At 46.9% G+C, this 13,058-nt stretch carries 13 protein-coding genes; 5 read left to right on the top strand and 8 right to left on the bottom strand.

Annotation, left to right across the window (positions count from 1 at the left end; genetic code table 11):
- Positions 1 to 86: 86 nt before the first annotated feature.
- Positions 87 to 1,064 (bottom strand): PLP-dependent cysteine synthase family protein, encoded by a 978-nt coding sequence (locus CA267_RS12230; protein WP_075607242.1) that lies wholly within the window; start codon positions 1,062 to 1,064, stop codon positions 87 to 89.
- A 129-nt stretch (positions 1,065 to 1,193) separates the two neighbouring features.
- Here CA267_RS12230 and CA267_RS12235 point away from each other — a divergent pair, with 129 nt between their 5' ends.
- The gene (locus tag CA267_RS12235) at positions 1,194 to 1,667 is read left to right on the top strand and encodes an Lrp/AsnC family transcriptional regulator (RefSeq protein WP_170669056.1); all 474 of its coding nucleotides are present in this window, start codon (positions 1,194 to 1,196) and stop codon (positions 1,665 to 1,667) included.
- 136 nt (positions 1,668 to 1,803) lie between these two features.
- Positions 1,804 to 2,988 (top strand): acyl-CoA dehydrogenase, encoded by a 1,185-nt coding sequence (locus CA267_RS12240; protein ID WP_075607243.1) that lies wholly within the window; start codon positions 1,804 to 1,806, stop codon positions 2,986 to 2,988.
- Between the two features lie 40 nt (positions 2,989 to 3,028).
- Here CA267_RS12240 and CA267_RS12245 read toward each other — a convergent pair whose 3' ends face one another.
- The 7 genes from CA267_RS12245 to ubiD form a co-directional block, all read right to left on the bottom strand.
- A complete protein-coding gene (locus CA267_RS12245; RefSeq protein ID WP_075607244.1) occupies positions 3,029 to 4,039 on the bottom strand; it encodes a cytochrome d ubiquinol oxidase subunit II in 1,011 nt (336 codons plus the stop codon).
- On the bottom strand, positions 4,039 to 5,406 hold the full coding sequence (locus CA267_RS12250; RefSeq protein ID WP_075607245.1) for a cytochrome ubiquinol oxidase subunit I: 1,368 nt from the start codon (positions 5,404 to 5,406) through the stop codon (positions 4,039 to 4,041). The genes CA267_RS12245 and CA267_RS12250 overlap by 1 nt, the downstream gene beginning before the upstream one ends.
- Before the next feature lie 9 nt (positions 5,407 to 5,415).
- Positions 5,416 to 5,973 carry a GbsR/MarR family transcriptional regulator gene (locus tag CA267_RS12255; protein WP_075607287.1) on the bottom strand — a complete coding sequence of 186 codons (558 nt, stop codon included), beginning with the start codon at positions 5,971 to 5,973 and terminating at the stop codon, positions 5,416 to 5,418.
- 174 nt (positions 5,974 to 6,147) lie between these two features.
- On the bottom strand, positions 6,148 to 7,143 hold the full coding sequence (locus CA267_RS12260; RefSeq protein WP_075607246.1) for a substrate-binding periplasmic protein: 996 nt from the start codon (positions 7,141 to 7,143) through the stop codon (positions 6,148 to 6,150).
- A 140-nt stretch (positions 7,144 to 7,283) separates the two neighbouring features.
- Positions 7,284 to 8,648: a M28 family metallopeptidase gene (locus tag CA267_RS12265; RefSeq protein WP_075607247.1), complete on the bottom strand. Its 1,365-nt coding sequence runs from the start codon at positions 8,646 to 8,648 to the stop codon at positions 7,284 to 7,286.
- A 71-nt stretch (positions 8,649 to 8,719) separates the two neighbouring features.
- Positions 8,720 to 9,415, bottom strand: a complete 696-nt coding sequence (gene fre / locus CA267_RS12270; RefSeq protein WP_075607248.1) for an NAD(P)H-flavin reductase — start codon at positions 9,413 to 9,415, stop codon at positions 8,720 to 8,722.
- Positions 9,416 to 9,441: 26 nt separating this feature from the next.
- Positions 9,442 to 10,923, bottom strand: coding sequence for a 4-hydroxy-3-polyprenylbenzoate decarboxylase (ubiD, locus tag CA267_RS12275; RefSeq protein WP_075607249.1), 1,482 nt, complete (start codon positions 10,921 to 10,923; stop codon positions 9,442 to 9,444).
- 273 nt (positions 10,924 to 11,196) lie between these two features.
- Here ubiD and CA267_RS12280 point away from each other — a divergent pair, with 273 nt between their 5' ends.
- The 3 genes from CA267_RS12280 (at position 11,197) to CA267_RS12290 (ending at position 13,027) form a co-directional block, all read left to right on the top strand.
- Complete coding sequence (locus tag CA267_RS12280) at positions 11,197 to 11,442, top strand: TIGR02647 family protein (RefSeq protein WP_075607250.1); 246 nt, start codon at positions 11,197 to 11,199, stop codon at positions 11,440 to 11,442.
- Between the two features lie 185 nt (positions 11,443 to 11,627).
- Positions 11,628 to 12,215: a tetratricopeptide repeat protein gene (locus tag CA267_RS12285; protein WP_075607288.1), complete on the top strand. Its 588-nt coding sequence runs from the start codon at positions 11,628 to 11,630 to the stop codon at positions 12,213 to 12,215.
- Between the two features lie 191 nt (positions 12,216 to 12,406).
- The gene (locus tag CA267_RS12290; RefSeq protein WP_075607251.1) at positions 12,407 to 13,027 is read left to right on the top strand and encodes an FMN-binding negative transcriptional regulator; all 621 of its coding nucleotides are present in this window, start codon (positions 12,407 to 12,409) and stop codon (positions 13,025 to 13,027) included.
- Positions 13,028 to 13,058 lie beyond the last annotated feature (31 nt).

Raw genomic sequence — 13,058 nt, forward strand, 5'->3', positions numbered from 1 at the left:
GTGCTGCGGCCCATTTCCGTTAAGGATAACTGGTTAAGCACTACACCGCGCCCGCTATTGTTAGTTGAGCGCTGCTATTCCAAGGGTTATACGTTTTCAAACAACGCGGTAGAAAAATATCGTTCTGCGCCGTCAGCCAGAATAACCACAATATTTTTCCCTGCATATTCTGGTCTTAATGCCAATTCCGTTGCTCCAGCCATGGCTGCGCCTGACGAAATACCTACCGCTAATCCTTCACACCGCGCCAGTTCTCTTGCATGCGCTACTGCTATGTCATCATCGATAGCCATTACCCTGTTGTAGCATGCGGTATCAAGCACATCGGGCACATGACCAGAACTTAAACCCTGAATATTATGAACTCCGCCATGACCCTTACTTAGCACGGGGCAACGTGCCGGCTCCACTGCAATAATTTCTAGCGACGGTTGATACGCTCGCAGCGTTTTCGCCAGTCCTGTAATGGTTCCTCCCGTACCCACACCAGCGACTATAACATCCACTTCTCCGCCGGTGTCGCGCCAAATTTCTTCAGCTGTTGTTGCGGCATGTGCGTCAGGATTCGCCTGATTAGCAAACTGATCCAGCGAGACCGCATCAGGATTTGCGGCTACCAAACGACTGGCTTCATCAATGGCGCCTTTTGTGCCTTTTTGCTTTGGTGTGGTAATTACCTTGCCGCCATAATGACGAATTAACTGCTGTCGCTCCACTGACATATGTTCTGGAATAACAATAGTGACGGGAATCCTAAAAATAGCACCCAACCACGCGCAGGCAACACCATTGTTTCCAGACGACGCTTCAATAATTTCGGTAGTGGGCGAAAATGTTTCTGATGCCATCAACGCTTTCATCATCGCCAGTGCAGGACGATCCTTTATCGAACCTGCAGGGTTAAAGAACTCCACTTTGGCAAGTATGTCCGCATGAAAACCTTTCGCCGCCTTTAACCGCTTCAGCCTGACCAAAGGGGTATTCCCAATCGTGCAGGTAATATCGTCAATTATCCCTCTACTAAAGGATGAATTACCTGCGTTGCTTATTGGCGCATCAAACATATTCGCTTCCCTCCAACATAATAAATTTTCTATGAAGTATCAGTTTGCCAGTTCGAACTGAATAAAATTGCTAAATATCTTTGATGTTTTACAATTTAACGCAAGATAAATGCTAACACTCATACTGATATGAAAAATATTTCTATTGATTCTACCGATAAAGCAATTTTGTCCTTTTTGCAGGAAAATGTCGAAATCCCAGTGGCCGATATCGCGGAGCAGGTCGGCCTTACCACCACACCTTGTTGGAGGCGTATTCAGCGCTTGCAGAAGCAAGGTGTAATCTCCAAAAAAGTTGCCTTATTGAGTGCACAAAAGTTAGGACTGACAATGACCGTTTTTGTACAAATAAAAGCGGGGAGACACGATGGGAAATGGCTGGATAAATTCGCACAATATGCATCGGCGTTTGATGAAGTAGTGGAATTTTATCGTATGTCAGGGGAGTACGATTATTTGCTAAAAGTGCTGGTAACTGACATGGCTAGCTTTGACTACTTTTACAAGCGGTTTGTTAATGGCATTGATGTAAAGGATGTCACCTCAAGCTTTGCAATGGAGCAAATTAAATATGCCACCGCGTTACCGTTAAATCATCTGTAAAAACGGTAGTATCTTTATATTAACCCTACTTCTGCACACAAATAGTCATATGATTTTTGCCTTTAATAAGTACGGTGGCGAGACGGCAAGCTTATGATAGGCTCGGAAGTAGAACGCCAACATTGAGGAAATACCTGTGACTGCACGTGCTGCCAATAACTGGGACGACATTTTGTTGCTGAATGACCAATTGTCTGAAGACGAGCGCATGGTTCGTGATGCTGCTTATGAGTTTTGTCAGGAAGCGCTGATGCCGAACATTCTGAACGCTAATCGGAAGGAATATTTTGATCCATCAATAATGTGTCAGTTCGGCGAAATGGGGTTATTAGGCGCTACCATTGAGGGTTATGGATGTGCCGGAGTCAACTATGTTACCTATGGCCTGGTTGCCCGAGAGGTGGAGCGGGTGGACAGTGGTTACAGAAGCGCAATGAGCGTGCAGTCGTCTTTGGTTATGCATCCGATAAATACCTTTGGTACACCAGAACAGAAAGAAAAGTATCTGCCGCGCCTGGCGAGCGGAGAGTGGATAGGATGCTTCGGCTTAACTGAGCCTGACGCCGGGTCTGATCCCGCAGGAATGAAAACCCGAGCTGAAAAAGTAGCAGACGGATATCGGCTAACTGGTAGCAAAATGTGGATCACCAATTCACCCATTGCTGATGTATTTGTGGTTTGGGCAAAAAACATGGCAGAAGACGGTGAGATATGTGGCTTTGTGCTAGAAAAAGGTATGGCTGGGTTAAGCGCACCGCCTATTGATGGGAAACTTTCTTTGAAGGCATCGATAACCGGCGAAATCGTCATGGATGGTGTGATAGTGCCTGAAACTAATATGTTTCCACAAATTCGAGGATTAAAGGGACCATTTAGCTGTTTGAATATGGCTCGCTACGGTATCTCATGGGGCGCTATGGGGGCCGCTGAATTTTGCTGGCATGCGGCTCGGCAATACGGATTAGATCGGAAGCAGTTTGGCCGGCCTCTGGCGCAAACCCAGTTATTTCAGACCAAACTTGCCAATATGCAAACGGAAATTGCATTAGGCTTACAGGGTTCCCTAAGGGTGGGTAGGCTTATTGACGCTGGCAAATTAGATCCCATGATGATTTCGCTGGTAAAGCGTAACAACTGTGGAAAAGCACTGGATATTGCCCGCATGTCCAGAGATATGCATGGCGGTAACGGTATCTCAGACGAGTTTCACATAATGCGGCATATGATTAACCTGGAAACGGTGAATACCTACGAAGGAACGTATGATGTGCATGGGTTAATTTTGGGGAGAGCGCAAACCGGGCTGCAGGCATTCTTTTGATGAAGCAGAAGAAAGGGCCTGTGCAGGCCCTTTGTCTTCATTAGTAATAGCTAAGCTTTTCAGACTTCCCGGCAAAGATGCGGTACACCATAAAGGTGTAGGCGAGGATCAACGGCACCACTACTGCCGTGCCTACCAGTAAGAAACGTAGCGAATTCCCGTCGCTAAGTGCCGCCATTATGGTTAACTTTCCTGGAATAACGAAGGGATAGTAGCTGATGCCCAACGCGCTAAAGCTCAGCACGAAGACCATTATTGCGATGGTAAAAGGTAGCCATTCCCATTTTCCGCCGGCCTCCGGCAAACGTTTTAGGGCTATGCCGCATAATATAAGTAGTGTAAAACTTGCGATGGGAATTGCCATCAGGAAATATCCCCACGGCTGGCTTAGCCATAACGCCCGAACCGTATCGTGCAACGTCAGATTAGCAATGCTTACCGCAATAATACCCACCGCTAGTGCGATGAGACCGCGGCGCGCCCAGTAAAACGCCTTTTCCTGCAGTTGATTTTCTGCTTTAAGAATTAGCCAGCAGGATCCGATAAATACGTACGCTGCGGTTACTCCTAGCGCTGCAAGAAGCGCAAAACATTGAGCCCACAAATCAGTTCGCAGCCCGGTAACGTAAATGCCAAGCATGTAACCTTGGGCCAGGCACGTAAGCAAAGAGCCATACTTGAACGATAAGTCCCATCGGCGTTTTTTCACCTGCGCTACTTTGGCTCTGAAATCAAAAGAGACGCCGCGTAAAATAAGGCCGAGCAACATAAAGGTGGCAGGTATATATAACGTCTGTAAAACCTGACTGTGCGCTTGAGGAAATGCAAAAAGTAATAACCCAACAGCCAACACCAACCAAGTTTCATTGGCGTCCCAATAAGGGCCAATTGAAGCTATCATGTCGTCACGAAATTTTTCCTCTCTGGGCGGAAGCAACACACCTACACCGAGATCGTACCCATCAAGAATGGCATAAAGTAAGACCGCTAAACCGAGTAAACCGATATAGATATCACCGAGCGTTTGGGCAGATAAACTTTCAAAGGGCATCAGTTACTCCTTATATTGGCGCGGGACATTTTACTGGCTTTAGCCATTTCACGCTCTTCAGTAGTAATTTCTTCAATTTCGATAGACCGGCGACACATTAAGGTTAGCGTTCTCATGTAAGCGACTAACAGCACTGCATACAGTAGTGCATATAGGGTGAAAGAAAGAACCACATTACCAGCGGGAAGACCGGTTACTGCGTCCTCTGTTCGCAGAACGCCGGTGACAATGTAAGGCTGGCGACCTATTTCAGTAACATACCATCCAGCCAGTGTGGCAACCCAGCCGCTAAAACTCATTCCCATGAAAACCTTAAGTAGCCACGGCGGTAGCTTGCCGTAACGCATCAGGAAATACGCACCTTGCCATGCGGTAAACAACATGAGCAAGCCAACACTAACCATTACCCTGAAGCTGTAGAACACAGGCGCCACTGGCGGATGTTCCTCAAATTCATTCAGACCCTTTATCTCGCCCTCTGCGCTGTGCGTCAGAATGAGGCTGGCAGCAAGAGGAATAGATATTTCGTAGCGATTCTCGCGATCATTCTCATTAGGATAAGCAAAGAACAACAAGGGTACACGGTTGCTGGTTTCCCAGAGTCCTTCCATTGCTGCTATCTTCTGCGGTTGATGCTCCAACGTGTTAAGCCCGTGCATATCTCCGGCTAAAATTTGTAGCGGAATAAGCACTGCTGCAGTGTAAGTGGCAGTCTTAAGAGCAATTTTGGGTGCCATTTTTGAATCACCCTTGTAAATTCGATAAGCAGACAAGCCCGCTATCAGGAAGCTCGCGGTTAGCCCTGAAGCCAAAAGCATGTGCGTAAATCGATAGGGAAAGGAGGGACTGAAAATAATTTCAAACCAATTCCTGGCGTATACAATGCCATCAACAACCTCATGCCCCTGAGGGGTTTGCATCCAGCTGTCGAGCGCCAGTATCCAGAAAGCAGAGACAGTGGTGCCAATTGCCACTATAAGCGTTGCCGTAGTGTGCAGCCAGTTAGGTACTTTACGGATCCCAAACAGCATAATGCCTAAGAAGGTGGCCTCAAGGAAAAACGCGGTTAATACTTCATACCCCAGCAGCGGACCGGCCACATTTCCCGCTTTCTCCATAAAGCCCGGCCAGTTGGTACCAAACTGGAAAGACATGGTGACGCCGCTCACCACGCCAAGAGCAAAGGACAGGGCATAGACCCGAACCCAGAAGCGGTAAATTCGCATCCATACGGGATGTTTGCTGATGTTAGAACGGAGTTTGAAATAAAATAAAAACCAGCCCAGCGCAATGGTGATGGTAGGAAAAAGAATGTGAAAGCTCATGTTCAGTGCGAACTGAAACCGAGAGAGTATAAGCGCGTCCAAAACAGCTCCTTAGTTAACGGTGCCTTTGCCGGGCAAAAGTTTATCTTTTAAATCCAGTATTCGGCCTACGCCAGAACCTAACTTCATTAGCGTGTTCAGCTTATCCGGCCCTAAATGCTGCAACTCAGCAGACCACGCCGTCACAGATTCAAGTAAATCATGAATTTCGTTCAGTTTTTCCTGGGCATTAACTTCAACATCGTTGGCCGGTTTATCCAGTAGTAAATCCCGTAATAAGCTTAACGTGGGATCAATTTCGCGCTTACGGCGTTCTTCAAAAACGCGGTTAGCCAAAACCCAGATCGTACCTGCGGGAACAAAAAACTCTTTACGCTCCCCCGGAATCAAATGCTGTTTGATGAGTTGCCACGACTGCAACTCTTTCAGCCCCATGCTTGTGTTGCCTCGGGAAATGCTAAGTGCATCCGCTATTTCTTGCGCTGCAAGAGGTTTATCGCTTAAAACAATCAGCGCTAGAATTTGTCCTACCGTGCGATTAAAGCCCCATCGGCTGCCCATTTCGCCGAAATGCATGACAGCAGAAGTAATTAGGGGAGTCATTTTCATAATCAATAATTAAACTTTCAGAAATTACTGAAAGTTTATACCTCTCTTTGCGCTAGATCAATAAATAACCAAATAGAGAAGTCAACTTCTTGAGTTGCTACGGAAGAACGACGTTGCGGGATGACTTTTAAACTGCTTTTTTGCGGGGCTTGAGTGATATAACTTACCGGATACTTACCAACGACGTATTATCTGCGAGTATACTTCTTCATCTAAAAAGCTTGGACGCAACGCAATAGGAGCGTTTGCCAAAGCTTTCGCCGCCTCTTCCCAGGTTGAGTAGCGATTATCATCAATATAAAACGCTGATTTTTCGCCTGTGGGCACATCATCCAGTGCGAAGGCGAGCTTTAGTAATTCAGGTGCTATTCGAGCATGAGCAACCGATGCTGAAGAAATAAAGTCGCCAACTCCATCCTGATCAATGTCTTTTGAGAGCCAGCTTAAGCCTAATAATTTATTAAAGCTACCGTCTTTTTGCATGCCTGCGATAGCGGTATTAAAGGCGTTTACCTTTGCATCTGCCTCGGCGGTTGTCTTACTCAGTGATAGATAAAAGTGGCTTTTAAACAGTGGAGTGGGGGACAAAAAGAGCAGTTCCTCGTCGTCCGCTCGCAGAAGCCTGTTAAACTCGTCAATTAACAAACCAGTAGTCATTAAATAGGGAGCTCTATCATCAGCCAACTGTCGAAAGGCGTCAAAAGTAGAAGGATTCCGCGCCCATTTGACGTCTTTTATTAAGCGTAAAGCAGATGAATTGGCGAAGCGATTTTCTATGGCGACACGCTCATTTTGTAAATGCGGGAGCAACTGGATGTCCAAAACATGTCGTCGTTTACCCGCCACATACAAATTTACCGGCAAATAGCCTGTGGAATAAAGTCGATCATCCTTTTTATCGTCGAGCCCGATAAAACCATATTCACCATCTAATCTACCTGAACGTAAACCGCTGCCAAGAAAAGCCGGACGCAGAACCTGCAATGTCACGTCAATGTCGGCTCTTTTAAAAGCTTCCATTACAATGGCGTTTAACCGAGCTGGTTCACCTTCATCATCAATGTAAGTAGGAAAGGGTGCAGCCCCGAAAGTGAGTTCTGCAATAGCGGGAAAGGCAACGCTTAGACAGGTAAACAGGGTTAATACTGTGCGGCTTACAACAACTTTCACTCGATATCCTTTTATACAAATAGATGAATGGCGACATGTACATCATCTTTTATTCTGTGAGTGTAGCGTAAATGCAAAGCCGAGCCGAATAAAAGCAACAAATAAGCGCACCGGCTGGTGCGCCCTGGCAAGACTTGTAACTAATTTCCAAAGCTACCGGCAGGGCCCGGATACTCTACCGGGCTTTCAAACCCGTCTTTACTCACACTGGCAACACCGAAGAAATAGTTATCAATAACGATATTTTCTAAAGTTGCTTCAGTAACATTGCCGACAAAGCGGCTGTGTTCCCATTGCGGTGCATCAGTTAGTCGCCAGTAAATTTTATAACCAGCCAGTTGCGGGTTCTGCTTAGGATCTAACGCTTTCCAGCGTAACGTTGTCGAGGGTTGAACGGCACCTTCAATTTCTACTTGCGCTGGTGGACTTGGCGCCCATGCCATACTCGCCAGGCTTACAGCATTTAATGCGGTTAGCTTAGCCGCGTAATCAAAATTAACGCCTTCCAGCACATCGCCGTATTCAATTCCATTTTCGGTGCGTAAATCCTGATGCTGGCGGGTGTAGTTCTCGTTAGTTTCCATAATGCGAATACCGGGGTATCCCAAATCATTAAAGGGCCGGTGGTGGCCGCCGCGGCCAAATCTATCGAGCCGATATACCACCATGGTATCGAGGTTTTCAATATATCGGTCTGCCAACAAATCAATATACCGCGCCAGATTACGGCTGGGTGAATCTACTTCGCCGCCTGTGAAACGGCGTGCGCGGGCTTCTTCTTCAGTTTCTGTAACGCGTGTGCCTTCAGCAAACAATCGTGCAGTACCATTATCGATAACACCATTGACGCCTTCAATGTTGCCGATCATGTCGTTATTTAATACCGCTTTGAGGCGCCAACCTTCCTCTTTTGCTTTCGCTGCCAGAATTTTACCGCCGAACAAGCCTTGCTCTTCGCCAGAAAGGGCCGCGTAAACAATACTTCCATTAAACTTATATCTGGAAAGTACCCGAGCCGCTTCCAGTGTTCCGGCTATGCCGGATGCATTGTCATTTGCGCCGGGGGAATCCGAGGTAGCATCCATAACATCAGATACGCGGGAATCAATATCACCCGACATCAGCACATAGCGATCTGGGTCAGTTTGACCACGTTGTATAGCTATAACATTGACCACTTCCGTGGCATTGGGAATGCGTTTCTCGCCACTAATGGTATCGCCTAAAAAATAAACCTCCAGACAACCACCACAATCGCTGGAGATTTCTTCAAATTCTTTTTTAATCCAGCGGCGGGCGGCACCGATCCCTCTGGTATCTGATTTTGTTTCCGACAGAGTATGCCGTGTACCAAAATTTACCAGCGTGGTGATATCTTGTTTAATGTGCTCGGCAGATACTGCACCGGCAATATCATGAAGCTTTGCCTGGTCCTGATAATCCGGGGCAGCAAAGACAAGGGTGGGAAACAATAAGGTGGTGCTTAAACTAAGGCGTAGTAACATAGAGTTTCCTTTGTGTGTTGACCACGCCTTGTTATCAATATAATGGCGGCGCGATTCGAATAACCATAAGGTTAAATAAATGCGTAGGCATCACCGAAAAGATTCTCCGGTGCAATGCCGCGAGCGTTAAAATCATCCCGCGCAGCTTTTGCCATTTCAAATCGACCTGCTATATAAACCTGATTGTCAGCCAGCGTCGGATAATCTGCTAATACTGCGTGATGCACCCAGCCTGTGCGACCGGTCCAGTCGTCGTGAGCAAATTCTACAACCGGAATAAACGAAAAATTCTGGTGCCTGGCCGCTAATGCCGTTAATTCGTCGAATAAATAGAGATCGTCCTGATGTCGTCCTCCCCAGTATAACGCGACCGGGGTATGCGGGTGGTCATGCAATGCTTGTTGTAAAATAGAGTAGGTATACGAAAAGCCAGTGCCACCTGCAATCAGAATTATGGGTAAGCCATTCGATTGTAAAAAAGCTTCGCCGTGGCCGCCACTAATAGAAATTTCGCCTGTCTCCCGCATGCGCGTTAAGACTTCTGTTGCGTAGGCATTTTTTTCGTCGGCGCCGATATGCAGCTCTATGCGCTGGTCATCAAACCCGGCATTGGCAATGGAAAACGGACGTTTGTCGTTCTCACCCATGTGTACAAGAATGTACTGGCCCGCCCGAAACGACATTGGTTCTGCAGGAATTAGCTCGACTTTATATACCACTTGGGTCAAGGGAGAAATTTCCCCCACCCGACACTGAATTTGCGACATGAATTCTCTTCTTTAAATACTGAATGTTAGCCCGCAGGCGCTTCCATGATACCAAGCTCATTCCAGATGTCATCCACCCGACGTTTAACGGCTTCGTCCATAATAATAGGCGTACCCCACTCACGGTCTGTTTCGCCGGGCATCTTGTTGGTAGCATCCATACCCATTTTGGATCCGAGCCCGGACACTGGCGAGGCGAAATCAAGATAATCGATGGGGGTGTTATCAATGAGCACGGTATCGCGGGACGGGTCCATGCGGGTGGTAATGGCCCAGATAACATCGTTCCAGTCCCGCGCATTCACATCATCATCACAGACAATAATAAACTTGGTATACATGAACTGACGCAGAAACGACCACACACCCATCATGACACGCTTGGCGTGGCCGGGATATTGCTTTTTCATTGTCACTACCGCCATGCGATACGAGCAACCTTCTGGCGGTAAATAAAAATCAACGATTTCCGGAAATTGCTTTTGCAAAATAGGCACAAACACTTCGTTCAGCGCCACGCCCAAAATGGCGGGCTCATCCGGCGGACGGCCGGTGTAAGTTGAATGATAAATCGGATTTTTACGATGGGTGATGTGGGTAACGGTAAATACCGGAAAAGTATCGACTTCATTATAGTACCCGGTGTGATCGCCATAAGGGCCTTCCGGCGCGGTTTCATCTTGCGCAATATAACCTTCCAGCACAATTTCAGCGGTGGCCGGCACTTGTAAATCGTTACTGATTGATTTCACCACTTCGGTTTTATCGCCGCGTAACAAACCCGCAAAAGCGTATTCCGACAAAGAATCTGGTACCGGTGTGACAGCACCTAAAATGGTGGCGGGATCTGCGCCTAAAGCCACGGAGACCGGGTAGGGTTCACCAGGGTGAGCCTGGCACCATTCTCTAAAGTCCAGTGCGCCACCGCGGTGCGAAAGCCAGCGCATTATCAGCTTATTTTTGCCGATGACCTGCTGACGATAAATACCCAGATTCTGACGCTTTTTGTGTGGACCTTTGGTAACTGTCAGGCCCCAGGTAATAAGCGGAGCAACATCCCCCGGCCAGCAGCGTTGTACAGGCAACATGGACAGGTCAACTTCTTCAGCGGTTATTACCACTTCCTGACAAGGTGCCTTTTTCACTTCTTTAACCGGCATATTTAGAACCTGTTTAAATACCGGTAATTTATCCCACAGGTCTCTAAGGCCTTTAGGTGGTTCAGGTTCTTTCAGGTAAGCAAGTAACTTTCCTACTTCCCGCAAGGCTTCAACAGAAGGCTGACCCATTCCCATGGCAACACGCTCTGGCGTACCAAAAAGGTTCGCCAACACAGGAATATCACTGTTTTTCGGATTTTCAAACAACAGTGCCGGACCTTTCGCACGTAGTGTGCGATCAGCTATTTCCGTCATTTCTAAGTCGGTATCAATGGGCTGACGAATACGCTTAAGCTCGCCTTTAGCTTCCAGTTGCTGTATGAAATCACGTAAATCTTTGTACTTCATTTGAATAGATTTGCCTTGCTGTCTACGCTCTTGTCATGAGTATATCATTTTATATTGGCGACTGAGCAGTCACTTAATAAGCCAAACGGTGGGGCGAAAAACTCAGCCGGCTTTATCTGGTGGATTCATTATATCTACGCAGAAAAGAACTGGACAGGGTGGCAAAATGGTAGTGTTATACAATGCATAATCTGTGTACAAACGCTTATAATCACACTGTGCAAGCACACAGGTGCAAAGACTTAATCTATATTGCCTCGGGGAGAGTTTTACATGACAGAATTTGATCAGGATATGACCGCAGAACTGAATTTACTGCTTAAGTTTCCCACCGAAAGTTTAATGCAGGGGCTTAAAATTCATCATGACGCCAGCCAAACAGTAGTAAATGCCGCTGAAAGGCTGTATGCCAAAGGCATTATTACGCAACCTGATGGCGGTTATCTCACCGATCTAGGTATTGATATTGCTGATCAGGCAAGGCGCATTCAAGCAGCGTTGTCTTTAACTTTCAATTAGAAGATCGCAGGCGTCACGCCGTCAGGTTTTAAATAGATTGGCGCCATTACAGAAATAGGAAGTATGGCCGATACTGTGACTGTATTTCTAATTCAATAACTTTAGTAAACGCTATGAACAAGCACAAACTATTACGTTTTTTTATGCCGGTGCGCAAAGCGGTCAACATTATTCTAAGCGTGGCTATGGTAGCAACTGGATTCATTCCGATGGCAGCGGCTCAGGAACTAAAAGCTGTGCAAATTTACAGCCAGGACGAACTCCTCCGTCTGATTGATAAAAATACCCATCTCGACAGAGTGGTAGCCGATCGCTGTCAGTTGGTACAGGACATTCAGGCTCATGCTCAGGTGTTAAAAGAACCGGCTTATCAATTTTTATGGGGCGACATGCTGGCGTGGGGCATCTGTGTGGATGCTGAACCGGAACGTGGTATTAAATTCATGCAGGCAGCGGCGGAACAAGGATTGCCTGGCGCTTTGGAGCAGCTAGGCCGCTACTATGCTAAAGGTACGTTGGTGCAGACTGACATAGAGCAAGCTATTATCTATCTGCGTGAGGCGTCGGCACTGGGAAATCTGAAAGCCCAGTTGCAGCTAGCGAACCTGTTTGTGGAAGGGTACGGAAGCCCTTATGATTATGAAAATGCTTATCGGTGGCTGTATAACGCAGTAACGGAAGATAAGATGGTCCGTAAGGAAATTGCCGGTTACCTCACCCAATTGGAAAAGTTAATGAGTCCAAAAGCTATTCGGCAAGCACAACGCTCTTAAGGTAACCACAGACAGCGCTGCTGATCATGGGGTGGAAGCCTTGCTTTGCATTGGGTTAATTTCATTCGTCCGCGGCGTACATAATCGACTAAACCAATTAACCTGCCTTAACAGTATTCATCAGATGAGCCCGACACTGAACACGGGTCATTGTCATTAATATGCTTATCGATCCACCTGGAAAGGAAATTATGTACGCACCAGTTCCCTACTATACTAACGATGAAAATATTGCCGTCGAGCTGATTAACGATATTGTCATGGGCACGCTGGTTGCTCGCGATAAAGAAATGACAGCAAGCCCTCTGCCTTTTCAGGTTCTGAAACGAGACAACGGCCAGTTTATTCTGGAAAGCCATTTTGACCGGCGTAACCCGTTGGGAGAGGTGTTGCGAAAACATTCTGACGTGAAGGTCATTTTCTGGGGGCCAAACAGTTATATTTCGCCTTCGCAATATTTAACCAGCCCCCGGGTTCCCACCTGGATTTTTACCACCTTGCATATTGAAGGAAAGGTGACGTTTCTGGATGAACCGGAAGGCGCAAGCGATGTTGTCACTACTCTCAGTCGTCATCTGGAACCTCAAACCAGCGGCTGGGATATCGATCAGGTAGAAGATTACAAACAAAAGCTGGTAAGCGGGATCAAGGGCTTTCATCTTAAGGTTACCCGTTGCGAAGCGCAGTTACGTTTGGCGCAACAAGGCAGCAAAGAGGAGTTACAGCATCTGGTAGAAACTCTTGCCGCGCAGTCTCCTGTACACGGACATGGGAATATTGTGCAGGCTATAAAAAAGTACGTCCTGAAGTAAGGTTAAAGGTTTGAGCAACAGATTCATTCGC

It is taken from the genome of Alteromonas pelagimontana (genome assembly GCF_002499975.2).
Lineage (GTDB): Bacteria > Pseudomonadota > Gammaproteobacteria > Enterobacterales > Alteromonadaceae > Alteromonas > Alteromonas pelagimontana.

Coding starts and splice junctions, on each gene's coding strand:
- CA267_RS12245 (WP_075607244.1), bottom strand. CDS start 4,039: ATGCCCTTTGAAAGTTTATCTGCCCAAACGCTCGGTGATATCTATATC.
- CA267_RS12290 (WP_075607251.1), top strand. CDS start 12,407: ATGTACGCACCAGTTCCCTACTATACTAACGATGAAAATATTGCCGTC.
- ubiD (WP_075607249.1), bottom strand. CDS start 10,923: ATGAAGTACAAAGATTTACGTGATTTCATACAGCAACTGGAAGCTAAA.
- CA267_RS12280 (WP_075607250.1), top strand. CDS start 11,197: ATGACAGAATTTGATCAGGATATGACCGCAGAACTGAATTTACTGCTT.
- CA267_RS12235 (WP_170669056.1), top strand. CDS start 1,194: ATGAAAAATATTTCTATTGATTCTACCGATAAAGCAATTTTGTCCTTT.
- CA267_RS12285 (WP_075607288.1), top strand. CDS start 11,628: ATGGTAGCAACTGGATTCATTCCGATGGCAGCGGCTCAGGAACTAAAA.
- fre (WP_075607248.1), bottom strand. CDS start 9,415: ATGTCGCAAATTCAGTGTCGGGTGGGGGAAATTTCTCCCTTGACCCAA.
- CA267_RS12265 (WP_075607247.1), bottom strand. CDS start 8,648: ATGTTACTACGCCTTAGTTTAAGCACCACCTTATTGTTTCCCACCCTT.
- CA267_RS12230 (WP_075607242.1), bottom strand. CDS start 1,064: ATGTTTGATGCGCCAATAAGCAACGCAGGTAATTCATCCTTTAGTAGA.
- CA267_RS12255 (WP_075607287.1), bottom strand. CDS start 5,973: ATGAAAATGACTCCCCTAATTACTTCTGCTGTCATGCATTTCGGCGAA.